At 61.3% G+C, this 21,814-nt stretch carries 24 protein-coding genes; 13 read left to right on the top strand and 11 right to left on the bottom strand.

Features of this window, described 5'->3' with window-relative positions; genetic code table 11:
* Positions 1-25 precede the first annotated feature (25 nt).
* The 7 genes from atpH to NCN06_RS07200 form a co-directional block, all read right to left on the bottom strand.
* On the bottom strand, positions 26-574 hold the full coding sequence (atpH, locus tag NCN06_RS07230) for an ATP synthase F1 subunit delta (protein WP_115022423.1): 549 nt from the start codon (positions 572-574) through the stop codon (positions 26-28).
* The gene (locus NCN06_RS07225; RefSeq protein ID WP_115022424.1) at positions 574-1,056 is read right to left on the bottom strand and encodes a F0F1 ATP synthase subunit B; all 483 of its coding nucleotides are present in this window, start codon (positions 1,054-1,056) and stop codon (positions 574-576) included. Before NCN06_RS07225 ends, atpH begins: the two co-directional genes overlap by 1 nt.
* Entirely contained in the window at positions 1,056-1,520 is a 465-nt protein-coding gene (locus NCN06_RS07220; protein ID WP_115022426.1) for a F0F1 ATP synthase subunit B', read from the bottom strand. Before NCN06_RS07220 ends, NCN06_RS07225 begins: the two co-directional genes overlap by 1 nt.
* 70 nt (positions 1,521-1,590) lie before the next feature.
* Positions 1,591-1,839 (bottom strand): ATP synthase F0 subunit C, encoded by a 249-nt coding sequence (gene atpE / locus NCN06_RS07215; RefSeq protein ID WP_006851467.1) that lies wholly within the window; start codon positions 1,837-1,839, stop codon positions 1,591-1,593.
* Between the two features lie 169 nt (positions 1,840-2,008).
* A complete protein-coding gene (gene atpB / locus NCN06_RS07210; RefSeq protein WP_115022428.1) occupies positions 2,009-2,734 on the bottom strand; it encodes a F0F1 ATP synthase subunit A in 726 nt (241 codons plus the stop codon).
* 24 nt (positions 2,735-2,758) lie between these two features.
* On the bottom strand, positions 2,759-3,097 hold the full coding sequence (locus tag NCN06_RS07205) for a hypothetical protein (RefSeq protein WP_115022430.1): 339 nt from the start codon (positions 3,095-3,097) through the stop codon (positions 2,759-2,761).
* Between the two features lie 43 nt (positions 3,098-3,140).
* The gene (locus NCN06_RS07200) at positions 3,141-4,310 is read right to left on the bottom strand and encodes a class I SAM-dependent methyltransferase (protein WP_226423266.1); all 1,170 of its coding nucleotides are present in this window, start codon (positions 4,308-4,310) and stop codon (positions 3,141-3,143) included.
* A 146-nt stretch (positions 4,311-4,456) separates the two neighbouring features.
* Between NCN06_RS07200 and NCN06_RS07195 the strand changes: the two genes are divergently transcribed.
* The 4 genes from NCN06_RS07195 to NCN06_RS07180 all read left to right on the top strand — a co-directional run bounded on the left by NCN06_RS07195 (position 4,457) and on the right by NCN06_RS07180 (position 9,034).
* Positions 4,457-7,408, top strand: coding sequence for a phycobilisome rod-core linker polypeptide (locus NCN06_RS07195; RefSeq protein ID WP_226423267.1), 2,952 nt, complete (start codon positions 4,457-4,459; stop codon positions 7,406-7,408).
* A gap of 406 nt (positions 7,409-7,814) precedes the next feature.
* Positions 7,815-8,300 carry an allophycocyanin subunit alpha gene (apcA, locus tag NCN06_RS07190; protein WP_006849995.1) on the top strand — a complete coding sequence of 162 codons (486 nt, stop codon included), beginning with the start codon at positions 7,815-7,817 and terminating at the stop codon, positions 8,298-8,300.
* 39 nt (positions 8,301-8,339) lie between these two features.
* Positions 8,340-8,828, top strand: coding sequence for an allophycocyanin subunit beta (gene apcB / locus NCN06_RS07185; RefSeq protein ID WP_115022433.1), 489 nt, complete (start codon positions 8,340-8,342; stop codon positions 8,826-8,828).
* Between the two features lie 5 nt (positions 8,829-8,833).
* Positions 8,834-9,034, top strand: a complete 201-nt coding sequence (locus NCN06_RS07180) for a phycobilisome linker polypeptide (RefSeq protein ID WP_006851140.1) — start codon at positions 8,834-8,836, stop codon at positions 9,032-9,034.
* 56 nt (positions 9,035-9,090) lie between these two features.
* On the opposite strand, the gene NCN06_RS07175 is transcribed toward NCN06_RS07180, so the two are convergent.
* The gene (locus NCN06_RS07175) at positions 9,091-9,897 is read right to left on the bottom strand and encodes a TlyA family RNA methyltransferase (protein ID WP_115022435.1); all 807 of its coding nucleotides are present in this window, start codon (positions 9,895-9,897) and stop codon (positions 9,091-9,093) included.
* A 97-nt stretch (positions 9,898-9,994) separates the two neighbouring features.
* On the opposite strand from NCN06_RS07175, the gene NCN06_RS07170 reads away from it, so the two are divergent.
* The 4 genes from NCN06_RS07170 (at position 9,995) to NCN06_RS07155 (ending at position 13,583) form a co-directional block, all read left to right on the top strand.
* A complete protein-coding gene (locus NCN06_RS07170) occupies positions 9,995-10,195 on the top strand; it encodes a hypothetical protein (protein WP_115022436.1) in 201 nt (66 codons plus the stop codon).
* Between the two features lie 203 nt (positions 10,196-10,398).
* Complete coding sequence (locus NCN06_RS07165; RefSeq protein WP_370629806.1) at positions 10,399-11,496, top strand: FtsW/RodA/SpoVE family cell cycle protein; 1,098 nt, start codon at positions 10,399-10,401, stop codon at positions 11,494-11,496.
* Positions 11,497-11,550: 54 nt separating this feature from the next.
* Entirely contained in the window at positions 11,551-12,264 is a 714-nt protein-coding gene (locus NCN06_RS07160; RefSeq protein WP_226397963.1) for a cytochrome c biogenesis CcdA family protein, read from the top strand.
* An 11-nt stretch (positions 12,265-12,275) separates the two neighbouring features.
* Positions 12,276-13,583, top strand: coding sequence for a cytochrome c biogenesis ResB family protein (locus NCN06_RS07155; RefSeq protein WP_250398821.1), 1,308 nt, complete (start codon positions 12,276-12,278; stop codon positions 13,581-13,583).
* On the opposite strand, the gene queF is transcribed toward NCN06_RS07155, so the two are convergent.
* Positions 13,571-13,960, bottom strand: coding sequence for a preQ(1) synthase (gene queF, locus NCN06_RS07150; protein ID WP_226397961.1), 390 nt, complete (start codon positions 13,958-13,960; stop codon positions 13,571-13,573). The two genes, NCN06_RS07155 and queF, sit on opposite strands and share 13 nt — an antisense overlap.
* Positions 13,961-14,086: 126 nt before the next feature.
* Here queF and NCN06_RS07145 point away from each other — a divergent pair, with 126 nt between their 5' ends.
* Together NCN06_RS07145 and purB are read left to right on the top strand one after the other, a co-directional pair.
* Complete coding sequence (locus tag NCN06_RS07145) at positions 14,087-14,425, top strand: P-II family nitrogen regulator (RefSeq protein WP_006851285.1); 339 nt, start codon at positions 14,087-14,089, stop codon at positions 14,423-14,425.
* Between the two features lie 298 nt (positions 14,426-14,723).
* Positions 14,724-16,019 carry an adenylosuccinate lyase gene (purB, locus tag NCN06_RS07140; protein WP_226397960.1) on the top strand — a complete coding sequence of 432 codons (1,296 nt, stop codon included), beginning with the start codon at positions 14,724-14,726 and terminating at the stop codon, positions 16,017-16,019.
* Here purB and NCN06_RS07135 read toward each other — a convergent pair whose 3' ends face one another.
* Positions 16,020-17,213: a polysaccharide biosynthesis/export family protein gene (locus tag NCN06_RS07135; protein ID WP_226397959.1), complete on the bottom strand. Its 1,194-nt coding sequence runs from the start codon at positions 17,211-17,213 to the stop codon at positions 16,020-16,022.
* A 69-nt stretch (positions 17,214-17,282) separates the two neighbouring features.
* On the opposite strand from NCN06_RS07135, the gene NCN06_RS07130 reads away from it, so the two are divergent.
* The 3 genes from NCN06_RS07130 to NCN06_RS07120 are packed head-to-tail and all read left to right on the top strand — an operon-like array spanning position 17,283 to position 19,834.
* Positions 17,283-18,221, top strand: a complete 939-nt coding sequence (locus tag NCN06_RS07130) for a GNAT family N-acyltransferase (protein WP_226423271.1) — start codon at positions 17,283-17,285, stop codon at positions 18,219-18,221.
* A gap of 39 nt (positions 18,222-18,260) precedes the next feature.
* A complete protein-coding gene (locus tag NCN06_RS07125; protein WP_226423272.1) occupies positions 18,261-18,551 on the top strand; it encodes an acyl carrier protein in 291 nt (96 codons plus the stop codon).
* A 2-nt stretch (positions 18,552-18,553) separates the two neighbouring features.
* Entirely contained in the window at positions 18,554-19,834 is a 1,281-nt protein-coding gene (locus NCN06_RS07120) for a beta-ketoacyl-[acyl-carrier-protein] synthase family protein (protein ID WP_250398794.1), read from the top strand.
* On the opposite strand, the gene NCN06_RS07115 is transcribed toward NCN06_RS07120, so the two are convergent.
* Complete coding sequence (locus NCN06_RS07115; protein WP_226397956.1) at positions 19,785-21,803, bottom strand: capsular biosynthesis protein; 2,019 nt, start codon at positions 21,801-21,803, stop codon at positions 19,785-19,787. The genes NCN06_RS07120 and NCN06_RS07115 overlap by 50 nt on opposite strands.
* Positions 21,804-21,814: the final 11 nt, after the last annotated feature.

Raw genomic sequence — 21,814 nt, 5'->3', positions numbered from 1 at the left:
AGGAGCGTTGGAGGAAAGAGTGAGGTCAGCTCGCCTTGGCGAGTGCCAGACCAAGGCGACGAACCTGGCCAGACAAGCTGGCGTCGATCACCTGAGATCCGAGACTCACGACGAAGCCGCCAATTAAGGACGGATCCACACTGAGGTCGATGTCGACCTTGTTGGTGCCGGCCATGGCCTGCACCTTCTTGGACAGTGCCGCCTGTTGATCCTCGGTGAGGCTTTGAGCAGAACGGACCTGGGCCAGCGTGATGCCTTGCTGTTCGCGGTAGAGCTCGAGGTAGCGAAGCATGACCGCATCAAAAGCAATGAGACGTTGGCGATCAGCCAGCACCTTCAGCAAATTGAAAACTGAAGGAGTGACATCCTCACCAACAAGAGCTTTGAGAGCTTTCTTTTTGGCGTCGGGCTCAAGAACCGGAGACACCATGGCGTCACGGAAGTCCGCGGAATCGTTCCAGATCTCAAGCAGTTGCTTGCATTGATCCGCAACGGTTTCAGACTCGCCACGGGCCTCTGTGACCTGAAGCAATGCTTCGGCGTAAGGGGTGGCCAGGGAGTTAAGGAGAGGCATCAGGCGTTCTCCAGATTTTTGATGGTGGAATCGATCAACTTGGCCTGAGCTTTGGCATCGAGACGGCCGGGTAGTTCGGCAAGAACCTTGTCGATCGAAGCAAGAGCGGCCTCACGACGAAGGCTGTCTTTGATTCGAGCGGCATCAGCCTCAGCATCAGCATCGGCACCGGCCTTGATGGCAGCCATCACGGAGATGGTCCGCTTCTCGCCTTCGGCACGGATACCTGCAGCGCGGGCCTGACCATCGGCACGAATCTTTTCGGCTTTCTGCTGGGCAGCAGCCAATTCGGACTGGGCCTTGCTCAGGTTTTCGCTGGCAGTCTTCAGGCGGGACTCAGCATCCTGCAGGTCCTGAAGAATGTCAGCGCGGCGGCGTTCCAGGATTCCTCCCAGGAACCCACGTAGGAACCAAACCAGGACACCGATCACAATGACCAGGTTGACCAGATTGGTCTCAAGCGGATTGAAATTGAGAGTCATCACGCGGTCAGCAAACGGTTGATGATCGTGGTGCTCAGCTGATCCACCTGACCCTTCAATTGGGTACGGGCGGATTCACGCTCGGCCTCGATGGCGCGACGGCTTTCCTCTTTCGTGCGGTTGGCTTCAGCTTCCGCCTGGGCCAGTGCTTCGCGGTAAAGCCGATCGACTTCTTGTTCCGCCTCAACGATCACGGCCTGAGCGGCCTGACGGGCACCTTTCAGCTGTTCAGCCAGATCAGCTTCCAGGCGTTCAACCTGGGCAAGCTTCTGCTTGGCGTCAGCACGACTGGTGGAGATGTAGCCCTCACGATCTTCCACGACCTTGCCGACCGGACGGAAGAAGAGAACATTGAGCAGGAAGGTGAGGAGAACCACCTGAACCGCCATTAGCGGAAGTGTGGCATCGAGGTCGAAAAGACCTCCCTCCGGAACACCTGCTTCAGCGAGCAGAAGCCAGGTCATGGAAAGGTGCGCTGGAAAGGAATCGAAACAAGGAGTTCAGAAGGGGGGATCAGAGATCCCCCGGCACTGATCAGCCGGCGAAGGGGTTGGCGAACAAGAGCACCAGAGCCACCACCAGGCCGTAGATGGTCAGCGATTCCATGAACGCCAGGGACAGCAGCAGGGTGCCGCGGATCTTGCCTTCGGCTTCGGGCTGACGGGCGATGCCCTCAACAGCGCCGCCGGACGCGGTGCCCTGACCGATACCAGGGCCGATGGCGGCGAGGCCGACTGCCAGGCCAGCGGCCACAACGGAAGCGGCGGAGGTGATGGAATCCATGTTGAGTGGTGTAAGGGGAAGCGCTGGTAAGCGCTGTACGGAATGGTCTTGGGGATCGGTTCCCCCCGCGCAGGGACATTCCCGAAGGAATGGGCCCGGGTGCATTGCCGGACCTGCGCGCGGATGTGTTTAGCAGATCGCCGATAAAAGGCGAAAGAAAAGGGGGCGTTTAGTGGGCTTCGTGAAGACCTTCACCGATGTAGAAAGCGGTGAGGGTCGCAAAGATCAAAGCCTGAATGGCACTGGTGAACAGGCCAAGCAGCATCACGGGGAGAGGCACTAAAAGCGGAACCAGGTAGACCAGCACACCCACCGCCAATTCGTCGGCGAGGATGTTGCCGAACAAACGGAACGAGAGCGAAAGAGGCTTAGTGAATTCCTCGATGATCTTGAACGGGAGCATGATTGGAGTCGGCTCCACGTACAGCTCGAAGAAACGCAAACCCTTGCGGCTCAAGCCGGCATAGAAGTACGCCAGCGACACCAGCAGAGCCATCGCCACCGTGGTGTTGATGTCTGCCGTGGGAGCGCCGAGTTCACCCTCTGGTAGTTCGAAGATCTTCCAAGGGATCAGGGCACCGCCCCAGTTGCTCACAAAGATGAACAGGAACAAGGTGCCGATGAATGGCAGCCAATCGCGGTAGTACTTCTCGCCGATGTTGTCGCGGGCGATGTCGCGGATGAAGTTCCAGAGGAACTCCATCAGGTTCTGCAGCCCCAAAGGGTCGCGCTGCATGTTGCGGGTGCCAGCCAGCACCAGGGCAAGCAGGATGCCAATCAGGATCCAAGAGCTCAGGAAAACCTGGCCATGGAGGTACAGATCGCCGATCTGCCAATACAGGTGGTGGCCCACTTCCAGTTCAGCGAACGGAAGTGGTAGGGGCAGCAAAGCCATGGGTGCAGAGAAAAGTGCTCAGCTTCAGCGGTCGTCGAAAACGTGCTGAAGAATCAGGGCGGGCTTGTAGAGAAGGAATCCCAGGAAAGCCGGCAACAGATCGAGCTGGGGCAGCTTGGCCGAACCAACCACAAGCAAGGTTGGAACGATGAGCTGAAAACGCCCCAGTCCACGGGACTGGTCACTGAGCCGGGCCACACTGCGGGCAAGCAAGCGCACGTACAAAAGTCCGGCGCAGGAGCCCACAAAAACACTGCCAGCCACCGAAAGGTTCATGGTGAGAGCCACGATCGGAATCGTGACGACGGACACCAGAACGGTGGCCAACAGCAGACGACGCTGAAGACGGTAGAAATCCTCCAAGCGCTGCCTGAAATGGCGCGCGGAATCTATCACGCGTATTTCCTTAAGCCTTCAGCAGCACCAGCCGCCGATCCACCAGGCGGCGAATCACCGTCGGCTGAGCCAGGGTTCCCAGCGGAGCATCGGGCTGTTCCTGCAGCCTCTGCAGCAACTCCCGCTCCTCATTCGAAAGCTGCAGCGGTTCCATATCGGTGCCAAGGATCGGATCCGGCTCGCCCCACAGACAGGGCTGGCGCAACCCATGGGACTGCAGCAAGGCCTCATCGCTCAGCACTGCCGGTTCGATCGGCTGGGCAGAAAGGAAAAACTCGAAGTGGCTGATGTCGGGATCCAGCTGCTCCACAAGCTCCCATTGCTGAGGAAGGGGCAACGCTTGGGCACGCTCCAACAACTCCCCGTTCAACAAGCGTGCCGGATCCCAGACCTCCGGATTCGAGAAGCCGGCGAAATGAAGGCCTGCCGTGGCGATGTATTGGAACAGCCGCTCAAGGTTGTAGCTGGTCTCCTGCGGATGCAGATACATGTCCGCGAAGTTGGCATCCGCAGCACAGTCCACGGCCCAGCGTTCACGGTGATGACGGGCGAGACGATTGGTTTCGGGCAGGGTGTCAAAGAGATCCCTACCAAGGCGCAGCCCCTCCGCCCCGGTACCGGCCTGCAGAAGAGTGAGAGCTTTCTGGGTCCGGTGAATCTCCCAGCGCCCTGCATCGGCATAAAGAAAGAGATGGAGCAAACCATGGGGGGCCAACAAACCGCTTAAAGCGCGCAGGCCCGCTTCCGGCTGATCCAGGTGGTGCAACACCCCCACCGAATTGATGTAGTCGAAGGGTCCTTCGTCAGCGAGATCCAGAAGACTGCGCTGCTCCTGACGCAGGGAGGTCACCTGCTGGGCCGCCCCGGAGCGCTGACACCGTTCCTGCGCCACCGCCAGGGCCCCATCACTGATATCCACCCCGAGCACATCCGCACCCGGATTGAGATGGCAGAGATAGTCAGTGCTGACGCCGGTGCCACAGCCGGCATCAAGAATCCGCGGCCGCTCCATCCCAGATGGGATCAGTCCGTGGACTGCGGCCAGAACGCTGCGGTGACACCACCGCCAGTTGTATCCCGGGGGCGGTCCGTCCTGAAGCGGGTCGCCCGGGAAAGGGAAGCGGTCATAGAACGCACTCACCACGGGGGTCGCAGCATCACTGGGCTTTGGGTGGGCCATGGAGTGCAGATTCGGCGCCTGCGAGCTTTTCACGTCACACCCAGCGAGACACTCCGACACCGCAGGGCCTGCAAACATTTGTTCATGGGGCCGCGGAGCACCATCCCGACAGCCGTAACGTGGCGCGATCCGGCTTGCTTTCGTCGATGACAGTGACCGCCAGCAGCGGCAGCCCGCGCGTGTCTCCCCAACTGTTCGACACGCTGCCGCTCTCCAGCGTCCGTCAGGCAGAGCAGCAGGACCGTTTCCCTGACAACGGGGAACTGAACAGTCTTGTGACCTTCTTCCGAACTGGTCAAGACCGGATCGAGGCGTCCAGGATCATTGCGGCGAATGCCGAGGCCATCGTGGCCCGCGCCGCCAACAGAATTTTTGTGGGGGGCACGCCCCTCTCCTTCCTTGAATCGCCGCTAACAACGGGCGAGACCGGACGCAGTAGTGGTCAGGGGGGCACACCACTGGCAGCAGACCAAGCCGCCTTTGAACAGTCGGTACGCACCTTCACCGGCGACAGCGGCAGCACAAAGAGAGGCAACTTTCTGACCCGTCTTTTGGAAGGAGCCGGTGGGGATGCTGATATTCGTGTGGTGCTTCCGACAGGCTTCAACGCCATCAGTGTGGCCAAGTACGGCCCGGCTTTCATGCGCAAGTCGGTGCGCGATATGGGCTGGTTCCTGCGTTATGTGGGTTACGCCCTGGTGGCTGGTGACCCCAGCATCCTCGCGGTGAACACCCGCGGCCTGCGGGACATTCTTCTGGAGAATTGCTCCCTGGCTGCCACCAACGTGGCCCTTCAGGAGATGCGGGCAGCCTCCGCCGAACTGCTACGGGACCGTCCTGAAGCCCGTCAGATGACGATCGACTGCTTCAACGTGCTGTTGCAGGAGCTGGCCATACCCACCCCCAGCACCAAGCAGCGGCAGGGGAGTGCAGTTCAACAAGGTTTGCAACTCCCGGCGATCTACGCCCTTGCCTCAGAAGGCCGCCAGCTCTTTGAGATGCGGCCGGGCCTCTCCGGAGCAGAAAAAGCAGAAATCATTCGCGCCGCTTACCGCCAGGTGTTTGAGCGCGACATCGCCAAGGGTTATTCCCAGACCCCCTGCGCAGACAAAGCCAGCGCGGTCGCCCAAGGCCAGATCTCGATGCGCGAATTCGTTCGCGCCCTCGGCCGCAGCAAGGAATATCGCCAGCAGTTCCACGACGGTTTCGTCAACAGCCGTGTTGTTGAACTGGCCTATCGCCACTTCCTCGGACGGGGCATCAGCTCCCTCGAGGAATTCCGAAAGTCGTTCGCCATCCTCAGTGACCAGGGCCTCAATGGCCTCGTGGATGTACTGGTGAATTCCTCGGAATACGCCCAGGCCTTTGGTGAAGAAACAGTTCCCTACCTGCGGGATCTCGGCACGGAAGCCCAGGAAAGCGCCGGCTGGGGATCCAACCGAAAGCTCTTCAACTTCAGCGCCCCCTTCGATGGCGCACCGCAATACGTCACCCTCTACGCCTCCTACCGCCAACCGTTTGCCGACCAGCACGTCTACGGCGGTGGCAATGATCCGGTAGCCAACAAATTCGGAGCCATCTTCCCGAGCGGCACAGCTTCAGTGGCCACCCGACCAGCCCCCTACGGCTACGACAGCCGCCGCCTGCTCGTGAGCAATGGGCTCAACAGCCCCGGCCAGCTGGACAGCGACAGTTTCCGCAAGAGCCGCCCACGCAAGAGTGGTCCGCGCGTCATGCGACTTCAGCAGATCGCCACAGGTGGCACTGTGAATCCAGGCCGTGGTGGTCAGCCCAGCGTGCGCACGACTGAGGCCAGCACCCAAGCCGTGATCAAGGCGGTTTACGTGCAAGTGCTAGGCAACGGCGGCTATGCGGGAGAGCGAATGAGCTCTGATGAAGCCCGCCTCGAAAATGGGGATATTCCGCTCAAGGATTTTGTTCGGGCCGTCGCCAAATCCGATGCTTTCCGACGCCGCTACTGGAGCGGCCTCTACATCGTGAAGGCGATCGAAGTGATGCATCGCCGTTTGCTTGGCCGACCCACCTTCGGACGCTGGGAAATCGATGCCCTTTTCGATACAGCCGCACGACACGGTTTCTATGGAGTGGTTGACGCACTGATCGACAGCAAGGAATACAGCCAAGCGTTTGGAGCCGACACAGTCCCCTACGAACGTTTCATCACACCCGGTGATGTGACTGCTCGCCGGGCTCCCGGCTGGTCACGTCCTCTCAAGATTGAAGCTGCCGCTGATCTGACCCTTGGCAGCCGTCCTGAAACCCATCGATCCGAAGCGTTCCGCAGCAGTGGCGATGTAACACCACGCAACCTGCCTGACACGCAAAAAGCAACCAGCCAAGACTTCACGACAACAACCAACGCAAACGCCGCGGGGCCCAGTTGGCTGTCGGTGGTGCGTCGACAAGGTCTTGCATCCAACAAGACTGGCTTCCCAATGCGTCGAGCCAGCAACTCAACGCCAACCAGCATCGGGGGTCGCACCTGGAGCGTTGAGCTCATTTCTTCCAACGCGCGGAGTGGACAGGCACTCCCACGCATGGGAATGGCCCTTGTCACGGAAGGAGCTTCAGGGTTCCGCTTGCGGGGTGGACTTCCCGCGATGCTCGAGCTGAAACAGCCTTGCAGCGAAGATGAGCTACAGACGGTTCTCGATGCGACTTACAAGCAGCTGCTCAACCGTGTCCCCACCGGAAGTGAGCGTCTGATCAGCGCGGAGTCACGTCTGCGCAATCAGGACATCGACCTGGCTGATTTCATCGCTGAAGTGGCGATGAGCGAGGCGTTCCAGAACCGGATCTCCTCGATGGCACCGCTTCGGGCCGCTTCCGCTGCTGGTTTAGCCCTGCTGGGGCGGGCGACCACACCTGCTGAGACCAGCCGCTTCCTGATCACACGAGCCCAGGCAGGCCATGGTGCTGCGGTGACCGAATTGCTAGCAGATCGCATCGGCACAGCGGTGCCTCGCGTTGATGGCATGAACACCAGCTCAGGGGTTCCACAGGCCACAATTCAGCGGACAGCATCGCTGTACAACGGAAACGCCGGCATGAATCCCTCCTCGAGCGAGGCGATCTAAGCCGTACGGCCCATTTCAGTGACTAACAACCGCCACATTCGCGGCGGTTGTTCTCATTCGATCCCGGTGAAGTACAGCTTCCTCGGGATCATTTTGTGCGTCTAAGACGCATCCCGAGCGAAGTCGCAGATCGCAGTTATGCCAGTACTTTTCTGCGCAACAAATCAGCCATGAAGAACTGTTACCCGGGCAAAACTCCCCGGCCATGGTCAGCGCAGAATGCCTCAGCCGAATCCAACGGAGCGAGCTCACAGCGGTCACTGTTGACCGATGTGAACAAGTCTCACTCCCGACGCTTCGACCCCCTGTCCCAGCCTTTAGTCTGAGACTCGATCCCTCGGGATCACCCCTTATTCACCGGATACCGGTCTCCTACGGGCGGCCGCTTGTTTCGAGGCAGAACTGCATGAGCATCGTCTCCAACTCGATCATCAACGCGGACGCCGAAGCCCGCTACCTCAGCCCTGGCGAACTCGACCAGATCAAAGCCTTCGTCACCGGCGGTCAACGCCGTCTGCGCGTGGCTCAGGTCTTGTGCGAGAGCCGCGAGCGCATCGTCAAGCAGGCTGGAGGTCAGCTGTTCCAGAAGCGTCCCGACGTCATCTCCCCTGGCGGTAACGCCTACGGCGAGGAGATGACCGCCACATGTCTGCGCGACATGGATTACTACCTCCGCCTTGTCACCTACGGCATCGTTGCCGGTGACGTAACTCCGATTGAAGAGATCGGTGTGATCGGCGCAAAAGAGCTCTATCGCTCCCTGGGAACCCCTCTGGAAGCTTTGGCTGAATCCGTGCGCGAGATGAAGATCGTCGCCATGGGCCTCCTCACAGGAGCCGACGCAGAGGAAGCCGGCACCTACTTCGACTACGTGGTTGGCGCCCTCGCCTGAACCGCTCGCTGATTTTCTCCCTCGTCTCCTCACGGATCCATGCAAGACGCCATCACCAACGTCATCAACAAGTCGGACGTCCAGGGCCTGTACCTGGATACGTCCTCGATGAGCAGCCTCGAGTCGTATTTCGCCAGTGGTGAACTGCGCGTGCGCGCTGCCGCCACCATCAGCGCCAACGCTTCAGCCATCATCCGTGATGCCGTTGCCAAGGCCCTGCTGTATTCGGACATCACCCGTCCCGGCGGCAACATGTACACCACCCGCCGCTACGCCGCCTGCATCCGCGATCTGGACTACTACCTGCGGTATTCCACCTACGCCATGCTCGCCGGCGACACTTCCATCCTCGATGAGCGGGTGCTTAACGGCCTCAAGGAGACCTACAACTCCTTGGGAGTTCCCATCGGCGCCACTGTTCAGGCAATCCAAGCCATGAAAGAAGTCACCGCTGGACTGGTCGGCCCTGACGCCGGCAAGGAAATGGGCGTCTACTTCGACTACATCTGCTCCGGCCTCGGCAACTGAGCCCCATGCGGTTGTTCAAAGTCACAGCCTGCATCCCCAGCCCTGAAAAGGTTCGGACGCAGCGCGAATTGCAGAACACCTTCTTCACCAAATGGGTTCCCTATGACAGCTGGTTCGCTGAGCAACAGCGCATCCAGAAACAGGGGGGACGCATTATCAAGGTGGAACTCTGCACCGGGGGGCAGCAGGTCAACGTCGGCAACTGAACTCCCTTCCAATTCAAGGCCAAGCCCGGTTCAACACCGGGCTTTTTTATGGCCCATCAACCATTAAGCGTCTTCGCCACCAGAAGCTCTAGATCCGGCAAATCAGCCGCGTCGGCCTCACCCAACCAGAGCACGTACTCGTGGTTGCCGGCGGGGCCTGTGAGCGGCGAGGCCACGAGGCCCTGCGGCTGCCAACCCGACTCCCCAGCGGCTGTGATCACGGATTCGATGGCATCACGATGGGCCGCCGGATCACGAACCACACCCCCCTTGCCAACCCTGTTCTTACCGACCTCAAACTGCGGCTTCACCAGCACCAGCGCCTCGGTACCTGGACCCTGCAACAGCCGGCGCAAGGCAGGAAGGATCAGACGCAGCGAAATGAACGACACATCGGTGACCGCAAGACTGGGCCAGGGGTCATCCGCCGTATAGAGAACCTCGGGTTGGAGGTGGCGCAGATTGGTACGTTCACGCAGAACCACCCTGGGATCGGTGCGCAGGCTCCAAGCCGTCTGGCCATAGCCCACATCCACGCCATAGACCCGGCTGGCTCCGTGCTGCAGCAGGCAATCGGTGAAGCCACCAGTGGAGATGCCGCCATCCAGGCAGACGCGATCCTCCACCCGTACAGAAAAGGCCTGCAATCCAGCCAACAGTTTTTCGCCGCCACGGGAGACGAAGCGAGGGGGCTGTTCCACCCGCAATTCACGCTCGGCCGTGACTTCCGTGCCGGGTTTGTCCAGCAGCATGCCGGCTCCATCCCGAACCTTGCCAGCACGAATCAGCTGCTGCGCCTGTTGCCGTGAACTGACCAGGCCACGGGTCAGGAGTTCCAGATCCAGACGCTGTTTGGACGCCATTGCGACATAAAAGCAGACCGATCCCGAAGAAAACCGGCGATCCAGAGGCTGAAGCCGGTTCTGCCGTGAGGATTTCCTCCAATCTGCGTCGAGAGACGTGTCCACCCACCGCCCCCAACCCGCCAACGTGGTGCCTCTGTTGAGGCCCGGCAGCTTTGTGCGGCTCGACAACCAGCCGTCCGACCTGCCTCCCTTCCAGGTGCTGCACTGCCGTGGGGGCCGCTGCTGGGTGCGCCAGCAATCTTGGGGGTCCCACGTGCAATGGGAAGTGGAGCACGAGCGCCTCAGTGCCGCCTGAACAACAGCATCTTTGCCTTGGCAAAGCCCAGCTTTCACGGCTCAATGGAGCATCGAGAGTCCCTCTGCCCAGTACCGGTGAACGCGACAGCGCCTAAGTCCATTTCTGCCAGGCGTGAAAAGACCGGGGGACGTAATAACGGAGTGTTTCAAAAGCTGCTGCCCTTGCCCTGGCAGCTCTGGCCGGCAGAGGCCCGCCTACTGATGGGATTGGCCGGGTTTTGGAGTATTGCAGGACTGGTGATCCTGGCCTCGGCCAGCTGGTGGGTAGCCCTGCGGGAAATGGGTGATGGCGCCTTCTACCTGAAACGGCAGGCGATCTGGCTGATGGCGAGCTGGAGCCTGCTCGGCATCACGATCTCCACCAGCCTTCGGCGCTGGCTGCGCTGGTCAGGCCCGGGGCTTTGGATGGGCTGCCTGCTGATCGCCGCCACCCTGGTGATGGGCACCACCGTGAACGGCGCCAGCCGCTGGCTGGTGCTGGGGCCCCTGCAGGTGCAGCCATCAGAACTTGTGAAGCCCTTCGTGGTTCTGCAGGCCGCCAACCTGTTCGCTCCCTGGAGCCGGATGAGTCTCGACCAGAAGCTGCTCTGGCTCGGCAGCTTTGGCGGACTGCTGTTGCTGATCCTCAAGCAGCCCAACCTTTCCACCGCCGCCCTGATGGGACTCACCCTGTGGATGGTGGCCATGGCGGCTGGCCTGCGCTGGCGCAGCCTGGTGGGCACCGCCCTAGCCGGATCGCTTCTGGGCACCGCAAGCATCCTGATTAACGAGTACCAACGCCTGCGGGTGGTGTCATTTCTGGATCCCTGGAACGATCCGATGGGGGATGGCTACCAACTGGTGCAGAGCCTGTTGGCGATCGGATCGGGAGGCTGGATGGGCCAGGGGTACGGCCTCTCCACCCAAAAGCTGCAGTATCTGCCGATCCAGAGCACCGACTTCATTTATGCGGTTTTCGCCGAAGAATTTGGATTTGTCGGCTCGGTGCTGCTGCTGTTGTTCCTCATGCTGGTGGCCTGGGTGGGGCTGCGAGTGGCCCTGCGCTGCCGCAGCAACCAGGCGCGGCTTGTGGCGATCGGTTGCACCACGATCCTTGTGGGCCAATCGATTCTGAACATTGCGGTGGCCTCTGGGGCCATGCCAACGACCGGTCTGCCGCTGCCGTTGATCAGCTATGGAGGCAACTCGCTGATGTCGAGCCTGGTGATCCTGGGGCTGCTGATCCGCTGTTCGCTGGAATCCACCGGCTTGATCGGCGGACGATCGAGCACACGACCACGGCCAGTGCGCCAACGCTGAGCTTGACGAGCCAACCGGCTTGCCTGGATAGGCTTTGGAAACTCGTGGGCTTCTGTGGACCTGCTGCTGCTCTCCGATCTGGCCCAGAGCAGCGAACAGCTGCTGCAGCGTGCCCTGGCGGATCCCGGTCCGCTGACCCTGGCACTGGTGTTTGGTGGCGGCGCACTCACCAGCCTGGGCCCCTGTTCCCTGTCGTTGCTACCGGTGACCCTGGCCTATCTGGCGGGCTTTGAAGATGGCCAACCGGCCTGGCAGCGGAGCCTGGCCTTTTGCGGCGGCATCGTCGGTGCTCTGGTTGTGCTGGGCAGCGTCAGCGGGCTGCTGGGCCGAATTTACGGGCAGGTGCCGGCACTGATTCCCACATTGGTGGCGATCCTGGCGGTGGCAATGGGGCTGAACCTGCTGGGGGTGCTGCGGATTCCGCTGCCCAGTGGGCCGGATCCGGAGCTGTGGCGTCAAAAGGTCCCGGCCCCACTGGCACCCGTTGCGGCGGGACTGGCCTTTGGCCTGGCGGCCTCCCCCTGCACCACACCAGTGTTGGCGGTTCTGCTGGGCTGGATCGCCCAAAGCGGACGTCCCCTGGTGGGAGTGGCCCTGCTCAGCAGCTTCGGCATCGGCCAGGTGCTGCCTCTGCTGCTGGCCGGCACATTTGCAGCAGCTATTCCCAAACTGCTGGCGTTGCGGGGCATCAGCCGCTGGGTGCCGCCGGCCAGTGGCGTCGTACTGCTCACCACCGGCCTGCTCACTCTGCTGGCCCGCTGGAGCTGATGGCCGTGGCGATGCTTAAACGCCTGGCGGCCTGGCTCAGCGATCTGCGGCTGGCGATCGTGCTGCTGCTGCTGATCGCCCTGGCCAGTGCCGTGGGAACAGCCATCCCCCAGGGGGATCCCCCCGTTAGCTACATCGATGCTTACGCCACGAGCCCCTGGCTGGGCCTGCTCCACGGCGAGCAAGTACTGCGACTACAGCTCGATCATGTGTATTCCAGCGGTTGGTTTTTGGCCTTGCTGGCCTGGCTCGGCCTCGCCCTGATCCTCTGCAGCTGGAGACGTCAATGGCCAGCCCTGGTGGCAGCCCGGCGCTGGATCGACTACCGAACCACGCGCCAACTGAGCAAATTGGCCATCGCCGAAAGCCAGGCCTGCCCGGACCCCAGCCAGGGGCTGACGCAGCTGGAGACGGTGCTGCGGGCCAGCGGATGGGAGGTGCAACGCAAGTCACAACGGCTGGCGGCCCGGCGCGGCGCCATCGGTCGAGTGGGACCCTTGCTCGTGCACACCGGCCTGGTACTGCTGATGCTGGGCGCGGCCTGGGGGGCACTGGCGGGGAACCGCCTGGAGCGCTTCCTGGCCCCAGGCCGCAGCCTCGATCTGCTGGATCGCGATGGCACCAGTCAGCTGACGATCACCCTGGACCGCTTCGCCATTGATCGAGATCCAGCCGGGCGTACCGAACAGTTCCGATCGGCGCTGCAGCTCAAGGGACCCAACCAAAGCTTGGATGCCGAGATCAGCGTCAATCACCCGCTGCGGCATCGGGGCATCACCATTTATCAGGCAGATTGGTCGCTCGCAACGATCAGCCTGCAGATCGGGCGCAGCCCCGTGCTGGAACTGCCGTTGCAGACCTATCCGGAGCTGGGTGATCAGATCTGGGGACTGGTGCTGCCGACCCGCCCCGATGGGACGGAACCGGTGTTCCTGAGCCTGGACAGTGAACAAGGGCCCGCCACGGTGTTCGATGCGGACGGCCAACAGATCGCTCGGCTGCAGCCTGGCGGTCCAGCCGCTGAGGTGAAGGGATTACCAATGCGGGTGGACTCGGTTCTACCGGCCAGCGGCCTTCTGCTCAAACGGGATCCTGGAGTTCCACTGGTTTACTTGGGCTTCGCGGTGCTGCTGGTAGGAGGTGGTCTGAGCCTTGTAGCCACCCGTCAGCTCTGGGCCATCGCAACCGATGGAACCCTCAGTGTGGGCGGCCTCTGCAACCGCAATCTCGCCGCCTTCGCCAATGAATTACCCCTGCTAGTGCAGCAGGTGGTAGCTCCATCGGCCGACCCTGGACAAAGAGTCGATCAGCAGGGCTGACGGGTGCCGTGACTGACCCTCACCACAGTGTGAACGTTGCCACGGGGATTGAAGTCGGCTTCCAACTGCATCCAAACCGGATCGGTGGCCGCGACCAGATCGTCAAGGATCCGATTGGTCACCTCCTCATGGGAGATCGACTGGTCACGGAAGCTGTTCACGTAAAGCTTGATGGCCTTGAGCTCCACTACACGGGGCCCTGGTTGGTAAATCAAGCGCAGCACGGCGAAATCGGGGTAGCCGGAGAAAGGGCACTTACAGGTGAATTCGGGCAGCTCGATCGATATCTCGTAGGGCCGGCCAGGCCTAGGATTGTCGAAGCAGATCAGCTCGGCGTCGGCGATGGCGCGTTCGCCGTAGAGGGGGGTCTGAGTCAAAGGGATCAACTGGGCCAGTACTGAGCAGTGACCCTAAGAAGTCAAGCTTCAGCAGCGTTCTGTAACAGCGGCCACGCACAGCTCTGAGAACCGCGGCATCCTTTAGACAAGATCAATACTCCCCCCATGAAAAAGGTCGAAGCGATTATTCGTCCTTTCAAGCTGGAAGACGTAAAGGTGGCGTTGGTCGAAGCCGGAATCATCGGCATGACCGTGAGCGAGGTCCGCGGATTCGGTCGCCAAAAAGGGCAGGTAGAGCGCTATCGCGGTTCGGAATTCACCGTTGAGTTTCTGCAGAAACTGAAGATCGAAGTTGTGGTCGAAGACGACCGAGTGGAAGAGGTGGTCAAGTCGATCGCCGATGCCGCCCGTACCGGCGAAATCGGCGACGGCAAGATCTTCATCAGCCCCGTTGAATCGGTGGTGCGCATCCGCACCGGCGACCGTGACAGCACGGCGCTCTGAGCTGCCGAAGCGAAAGAAGCTCCTATCCGCCCCGGCGTTCTCCAAGCCTGAGCGGGTCAAAACTGACGGAATTCCGAATTCTTCGGCGAATTCGACCAGCCGATACCAGGTCATTCGCCACTCGCCCAGGGTGGAAGAATCCCCCTCAGAATCACCGGAGCTGAGCCTCCTTGCGGAGTTTGGTTCTGTTCAAAGGGGGGCGGGCACCCGCTCATACAGGCACAGAAGATGGTGATGCTGTAGCTGTCGCGCAGGGGCGGCCCCATAGATTTGTTGGGTTGTTCAACCGTGCGCGCCGGTGATTGAGCGTTACACCCTCCCTGAGATGGGAGCCGTCTGGAGTGAGCAGGCGAAATTCCAAAGCTGGCTGGATGTGGAGATCGCCGCCACCGAAGCCAACTGCCGGCTCGGCCGGGTGCCCCAGGAGGCCCTCGACACCATCAAGGCCAAGGCCAGCTTTGAGGTGGAACGCATCCTCGAGATCGAAGCCGAGGTTCGTCATGACGTGATCGCCTTCCTCACCAACGTGAACGAACACGTCGGCGATGCCGGTCGCCACATCCATGTGGGCATGACCAGTAGCGATGTGCTCGATACGGGCGTGGCCCTGCAGCTAAAACGCTCCGTAGCCTTGCTGCGGGACGAACTCGATCTGCTGGCTGAGGCCTTGCGCGAACTGGCCCGGGCCCACAAGAGCACGGAGATGATCGGTCGCTCGCATGCCATTCACGGTGAGCCAATCACCTTCGGCTTCAAGGTGGCCGGCTGGCTGGCCGAAACCGAGCGCAACCGCACCCGCCTCGAACGGCTCGAGCAGGATGTAGCCGTGGGCCAGGTCAGCGGCGCCATGGGCACCTATGCCAACACCGATCCTCAGGTGGAGGCAATCACCTGCGAGATCCTCGGGCTCACACCCGACACTGCAAGCACCCAGGTGATCTCACGCGATCGCCATGCCGACTACGTGCAGACCCTCGCCCTTGTGGGCGCCTCCATGGAACGATTCTCCACCGAAATCCGCAACTTGCAGCGCACCGATGTGCTCGAAGTGGAGGAAAACTTCGCCAAGGGCCAGAAGGGCAGCTCCGCCATGCCCCACAAACGAAACCCAATCCGCAGCGAGCGGATCAGCGGTCTGGCCAGGGTCCTGCGGAGTTACACCATTGCTGCCCTGGAGAACGTGGCCCTCTGGCATGAACGCGACATCAGCCACAGTTCCACGGAGCGAATGATGCTCCCCGATTGCTCGGTCACCCTGCACTTCATGCTGCGGGAAATGACCAGCGTCGTGAAGGGGCTCGGGATCTATCCCGAGAACATGCGTCGCAACATGAATGTGTACGGCGGCGTGGTGTTTAGCCAGCGGGTGCTTCTTGCCTTAGTGGGCGCCGGCATGAGCCGTGAAGAGGCCTACCGGGTCGTTCAGCGGAATGCCCACACGGCCTGGAACACCGCCGGCGGCGACTTCCGCGCCAACCTCGAAGCGGATGGCGATGTCACCAGCAGGCTCTCCGCAGCCGAGCTGGCCGACTGCTTCAGCACCGCATTGCACCAGGAGCACCTGGGCGTGATCTGGGAGCGATTGGGGATCTAATCAGCGCCTGGGAGAGGATGATCCAAATCCCGTCGGCAGGCCGAGAAGCCGGAAGACCGAGGCCGCATCGACAATCGGCTCGAGCGGCAACATGGCATCAGTCATCGTGTCAGTGACCTTGGTGAAGGTATTGCGGTTCACAACCACAACATCACCATTGCGCAGTGGAGGGTTGTTGGGACTACTGAGCACAGCATTGGGGTCGTAACGCAGTTGCTTGACCGTGTTGCGGCCCTGGCCATCCATGCGGATCAAGTCCACCCGCTTCACACTGCCGCGGCGGGTGACTCCACCGGAAGCCAGGATGGCACCGGACAACGGAGCGTTGGAACGGATTTCAACCACTCCCGGAGAAAAGACCTCACCAATGACCTGAACATTGATCGCCGTCGGGGAAAAGTTTGAGGCAGCAGTCGTCAGCAGGTCCACATTGACTGGCGATTTCGCCTTGTGAACGCGGATGCTGTCGCCGTCATAAATCAACGGGTTGGGAGCAAACCCTCCGTTTTTCAGCACAGTGAGGTAGTCGAAGACATAGCTCCGGGTGGGTCCACCAGGGGTTGCGGAAGGGCGTAGAAGCTCCAAACGGGCCAAATCCCCCGTAGCGCTAATCCCCCCAGCCTTCTGAATCACATCCACCATGGTCGGCCAGCCGCCCCCGTCGCTGCCGACTCCGGTGACCTCGCCACTCGTCCCCAGGGATCCCGAACTGTTGACAGGAAGGGTGAAAACTCCCGAGCGCAGGACCTGGCCCGTCACCGTGACACGGACCGGACGCTGCTCAACCAGGTCGAGATAGACCAGAGGTCGCCGCAGGAATTGGTTGTAGCCATCGGTGATCCGCTGACGCGCCTCCTCCAGAGTCAACCCCCACACCTCAACCGTGCCAAGCCGCGGCAGGTTGATGGTGCCGTCGCTCAAGACCTGAACCTGAGCCTCATAACCCTCGATCTTGAACACCGAGGTCACCAGCCTGTCCCCAGGAGCCAGGCGGTAGCGATAGGTCTGGGGCGGCAGCCTGGGAGTGGATGGCAACGGCGGCGGCGCCTGCAGCGGCGTGGTGACCCTCGCCGGTGTTTTCAGCCAGTTGATCCGCTCTTCAGCCTTCAGCCCATCGCCCAGGAACACAGGAGCCATGAGCACAACCGCTGCAGCAACGCCTGCGGAGAGACCGGTCCTTGAGGGCACAACCATGGGTGGAACTGAGACAGCAGCCAATTTGACGCCAATCTTCCCGCATAATGCGATTCAGGGATATGGCCCATGACGCAGACCGGACCAGCAGCGCAGGAAGACGTCCTGCTTCCTCAGGGCTGGAGCGAAACCAACCAGGACAGCAGCCTCCTGTTCCGCCTCGACGGCCTTGAGCTGCATCTGATCCCTGGATCAAGATTTGAGGCCGTCGCCGATGCCGTCGGCACCCTGAGGGAATCCACCTACCGCCAGCAGCTTTCCGGCTCCGGCAGTACGCGGGACCTCGACGGCCGTGACACGGCCTACGACCACTTAATCCTGCTGGAGGCCGGAAGCAGTGCTCTGGCGGGCTCCGCCAGGCTGCAGTTCATTCCTCAGTTCACAGCCGCTGAAGACCTTCCCGGCAGCCAGCAGTCCTACTTGGAGCATGTCTACCCCGGCATCAAGGCGATGCTGGCTGGGCAAACCCACCACGTGGAAATTGGCCGGGTGGCGTTGGCCCGCCGCTTTCAACGCCAACCGCATTCCCTAATGGCCCTCTTCCGCGGAGGGCTCCTAATCGCGGCTCGCTCGGGGTTCAGCATCCTGCATGGATTGGTCTCCTACAACCACTTCGCCCACAGCGATGCCGTCAATACAGCTTTTCTGACTGCATTGATGCGGCCTCCGTACCGCAGGATCAGTCCAGTACTGCCCCCTCCGCGGCACCCGATCAACGAAATCCAGCCCAATGACAGCATCCACCCGATCGGCAATGTTCAGGCCCTTGAAGTAGCGATCCGAGAAGAACACAGTGACGACTTCCGGCTGCCGGTGCTGTTGCGCCAGTACTTCAACCTGATGGAAGCCAAGGTCTGTGACCTGTCTCTGGCGAAGGATTTCAACCAGATCACTGAAATCCTGATGGCCGCCGACCTCTCTCGCCTGCCAAAAGATCGCCTCTCCTTTTTCATCGACGTTGACCACCAACCCGTCTACCAGCAATTCAGCTGGTACCGGGGAGAGTGATAAACGAAGCGACGCTGGTACTTTTACTGGATCAAAAGGGTGCGGGTGTTGACAGAGGGAATCTCCAATAAGCAACAGCTGGAGGGACGCCTTGTCGAGATACTGCATCGCATTTCCGGCGCCGATCCAGCTGTCATCACCCGTGACGCACGCTTGATGGAGGACATCGGGATCGACTCCTTGGGGTTCTACGAAATTTTGATCGAGGCCGACACCTGTTTCGGTATTCGCATTCAAGAGGAGCAGCTGCTGCAATTCAAGACAGTTGGTGATATCCAGAGCCATCTGGAATCTCTCGACATCGATCTGACCAGCTCCAAAACCGCCTAACCGTGGCAGTGCTGCAACAGCTCTCCCAGCGTGTTTCGATCGTGGGCTGGGGGTCAGTCTCACCCTTGGGCTGTGACGCAGGATCAACCTGGGATGGCGTCTTAGCAGAGCGCTCCGGCATCCGCGCCCTGAGCGCAACCTGGAGCGACGATCTGCCGGTACGCATTTCAGGCTGCGTGCCCGATGCCGCCACAGCATCCCTGGAGCCGCTCCTTCTGCGCCGCTCCGATCGCTGCGCCCAGCTCGGACTCCTGGCCGCCCGGGAGGCCTGGGCCATGGCCACCGCAGCCATCGGAGGCATCGATCCAGCGCGCGTGGCTGTGGTGCTGGGCACCGGCATCGGCGGGCTCCACACAATGCATGAACAGCACACCCAGCTGACCGCCGGAGGTCCGAGCCGAGTCAATCCCCTCACCGTGCCAATGCTGATCCCCGACGCAGCAGCCGGCCAAGTCGCGATCGACCTGGGCCTGCATGGTGGTGCGCACACCCCCGTCTCGGCCTGCGCATCGGGAGCCGAGGCCATGATGCTGGCCCAGATGCTGCTCAATGATGGGCGGTCCGATCTCGTCCTAGCCGGCGGCACAGAAGCACCAGTGAACCGACTGGGGCTCGTGGGCTTCTCCGCGATGAGGGCCCTGTCCTCCCGTAATGATGCCCCTGAGAAGGCCTCTCGGCCCTACAGCAAAGACCGGGACGGTTTTGTGCTCTCAGAGGGTGCCGGAGTGCTGGCAATGATGCGGGAGGTAGACACCCCGTGCGGTGCTGCACTGGGTTGGCAACTGGCCTGCGGCAGCAGTAGTGACGGCCATCACATCGTGGCTCCTGAACCTCAGGGCACCCAGGCCAGCCTGGCGATCGAGGATGCCCTACGGCGGGCTGGAGTTGAGCCTGGCGATCTATGCGCCGTCCAAGCCCATGCCACCGGTACAAGCCTAGGCGACCTCGCCGAAGCAAGGGCGCTGCGGCGCAGCCTGGGCTCTGCCGCCGATCACATCCCGGTCTTCGCACCCAAGGGCCAGCTCGGGCATCTGCTTGGAGCCGCGGGAGCCGTCGAGGCAATTCTCGGATTGCAGGCACTTCGGCAGGGGACGTTGCCCCGCAGCATCAACTCCGATCCTCTCGACCCTGAAGTGGAGCTCGCCGTGACCAGCCAAGGGCCAATCGAACTTTCTGACTCAGGTGCAGAACGGCTGATGCTCAAGAACGCCTTTGGCTTCGGCGGACACAACATCAGCCTTGTGCTGTCTGCTCCCTGTAGTACTGCTGAACGGCAGCGCTGAAACCCTCCCGGTCGCGGGGGTCAGCGGGCAGCTTGAGATCATCCGCTCGCCCACGGCGGCAGTAAATCGTGCCCAATGGCGCTGTCAAACGACCAAGCAACAGCTGCAGCGGTTTGTAGCGCGCGCCGACGGCCCCCTCCAATCCGTCGTAGCTAAAGAACCAAGGCACCACCCGGCCGCCGTAATGATGGGCAAGCATGAACGCACTCGGCGACACCCTCTCCTCAATCGGCGTCACAAGCGAGCCGTTGGGAGCAATCATGATTTCGCCGTGATCCCTTAACAAGGTTGAGGCATTCATCATCCCGGCGAGGCGGGACTGGGGCTGGCGATGGTCCAGAACAGCCGAGCCTGCGTTGCGCGCAGCAGCGGCATAACCGGGCAGCACCCAGCGCAGGTGCAGCTGCGCAGTGGTCAACCCCGGCAAACGCAGAACCCCTTGAGTCACAAGGCCATCACAGGGACTGCGGTGATTGAAGATGTGCACCAGGGGGATGTCGGCCGGTTCCGAGGGTTGGCTGTCATCCACCACCACCTGTATGCCCAGGGCCCGCAAAGCCACAGAGGAAGCCAGGGCCATCAAGGCTGCTGCCCAGTCCGGTCGCCGCAGCAGCATGGCCGGTAGCTGCAAGCCGTAAAGCGTGAAACCCAGGGCGGCCCATGCCAGCCGTGCCATGAGTCGCCCTAGCAACAGCACAGGATTACCCAGCGGCCCTGATTTCGGGATCGGCAGTCTGGGGCTGGGGGGGAGCTGACGGGCTTCCGGACCGATCGGGAACGTGGTGCGGAAGGGGAAATCTCCATCGAAATTTCCATTCACCTGCGTGGTGAGCACCAAATGGTTGTAGAAGCGATAAAACAGAGCCCGATCACTGGGCTGAGGATCACACCAGAACGCATTGAGCGGCTTCTGATCCGTCAGACCCTCCAAGTTGTAGAAGGTGTTCCCCATCGTTTTGGTGGGCACCGCATGGAACAAAGCCTGCAGACCCACGGTGCTGTTCACCGTGATCACCCCACGGCAAGTCCGCAGGTATCGGCTGAGGGGGCCATCGTGGATGTAATGGACCCGGCCGGAGACGCCGTATTGCTTGGCGAGAAGCCGGATCAGAGAGGCGTAGTTGTTGTAGCCCCGATCCCGAGGATGGTGCTTGAAGGCCAGATGGTCGGAGGCGTGGGCATGGCCGGCGAAAGAGCGGATGACGTCTTCAATGAAGTCATGCATGCCGCGATAAGGCGACCCCATCTGAATCTGCGAATCACTCGAGACCTGCAGAACAGCAAGGAAAAAAGAGAGGTGTTCCAGCAACCGCTGCTTCACCGATCGTTCTTGCCAGCGATAAAGCCAATAACGCCAGGTGCCGCGCACCTGACACCAGAGGAACCCTGGTGAGGGCTGAAGCTTGTGCTCACCCTCAATAATCGGGTAGCGGGTAAAGGCGTGCTGAATAAATGTGGGAGCCTTCCAGGCCTTACGCCAGCGCCAGCCCGGATCCAGCACGATATTTTGCGGCAGCTGGTCGCACTGGGGCAACGCCCTGTAGAAGGCTGCTGGCTGGTTGAGGTTGGAGCGAGCATTCACCCGGTCCCGTTCCAGGGTCACGTAGTTCGGACGCAGGTAACCCAGCTCAAACACCCAGGCCTCAATGCCGAGGTTCTGTGCCTCTTCAATCGCGATCCGGTGGGGAATGGTGAAGTCGCCATACATAAAGATGTGGCGTATTCCCCTCTCTTCGATCAGCCGGCGAAGGAAGGGCCGCCACGACTCCATCCCCTTGCTGTACGGCACACAGACATCGGCCGGGAAGCCGAATTCCTGCAGGGGGAAAGCCACCTTGGTGACCGGAATGCCGCACCCCTGCAGGTAGCTACAGAAGCGAGCGAAGAACAGACCGATGGGGCCCATCAACAGCAGAACCGGTCCGTCGATCCGCACCTGCACTAGAGCTGGCGCCCGTCCCCTGGCCAAACTGCATCCCG

Origin of the sequence: Synechococcus sp. MU1648, from assembly GCF_023630615.1 — a bacterium.
Taxonomy (GTDB): Bacteria; Cyanobacteriota; Cyanobacteriia; order PCC-6307; family Cyanobiaceae; genus Parasynechococcus.
This window is presented reverse-complemented; position numbering and strand designations above follow the sequence as displayed.

Bases quoted from the DNA above. Each gene is read 5' to 3' on its own strand.
- apcB (WP_115022433.1), top strand. From the start codon at position 8,340: ATGCAAGACGCCATCACCAACGTCATCAACAAGTCGGACGTCCAGGGC.
- atpH (WP_115022423.1), bottom strand. From the start codon at position 574: ATGCCTCTCCTTAACTCCCTGGCCACCCCTTACGCCGAAGCATTGCTT.
- NCN06_RS07165 (WP_370629806.1), top strand. From the start codon at position 10,399: ATGGGATTGGCCGGGTTTTGGAGTATTGCAGGACTGGTGATCCTGGCC.
- NCN06_RS07200 (WP_226423266.1), bottom strand. From the start codon at position 4,310: ATGGCCCACCCAAAGCCCAGTGATGCTGCGACCCCCGTGGTGAGTGCG.
- NCN06_RS07175 (WP_115022435.1), bottom strand. From the start codon at position 9,897: ATGGCGTCCAAACAGCGTCTGGATCTGGAACTCCTGACCCGTGGCCTG.
- NCN06_RS07225 (WP_115022424.1), bottom strand. From the start codon at position 1,056: ATGACTCTCAATTTCAATCCGCTTGAGACCAATCTGGTCAACCTGGTC.
- NCN06_RS07220 (WP_115022426.1), bottom strand. From the start codon at position 1,520: ATGACCTGGCTTCTGCTCGCTGAAGCAGGTGTTCCGGAGGGAGGTCTT.
- NCN06_RS07135 (WP_226397959.1), bottom strand. From the start codon at position 17,213: ATGGTTGTGCCCTCAAGGACCGGTCTCTCCGCAGGCGTTGCTGCAGCG.
- NCN06_RS07130 (WP_226423271.1), top strand. From the start codon at position 17,283: ATGACGCAGACCGGACCAGCAGCGCAGGAAGACGTCCTGCTTCCTCAG.
- apcA (WP_006849995.1), top strand. From the start codon at position 7,815: ATGAGCATCGTCTCCAACTCGATCATCAACGCGGACGCCGAAGCCCGC.
- atpB (WP_115022428.1), bottom strand. From the start codon at position 2,734: ATGGCTTTGCTGCCCCTACCACTTCCGTTCGCTGAACTGGAAGTGGGC.
- NCN06_RS07145 (WP_006851285.1), top strand. From the start codon at position 14,087: ATGAAAAAGGTCGAAGCGATTATTCGTCCTTTCAAGCTGGAAGACGTA.
- NCN06_RS07195 (WP_226423267.1), top strand. From the start codon at position 4,457: ATGACAGTGACCGCCAGCAGCGGCAGCCCGCGCGTGTCTCCCCAACTG.
- NCN06_RS07180 (WP_006851140.1), top strand. From the start codon at position 8,834: ATGCGGTTGTTCAAAGTCACAGCCTGCATCCCCAGCCCTGAAAAGGTT.
- NCN06_RS07155 (WP_250398821.1), top strand. From the start codon at position 12,276: ATGCTTAAACGCCTGGCGGCCTGGCTCAGCGATCTGCGGCTGGCGATC.
- atpE (WP_006851467.1), bottom strand. From the start codon at position 1,839: ATGGATTCCATCACCTCCGCCGCTTCCGTTGTGGCCGCTGGCCTGGCA.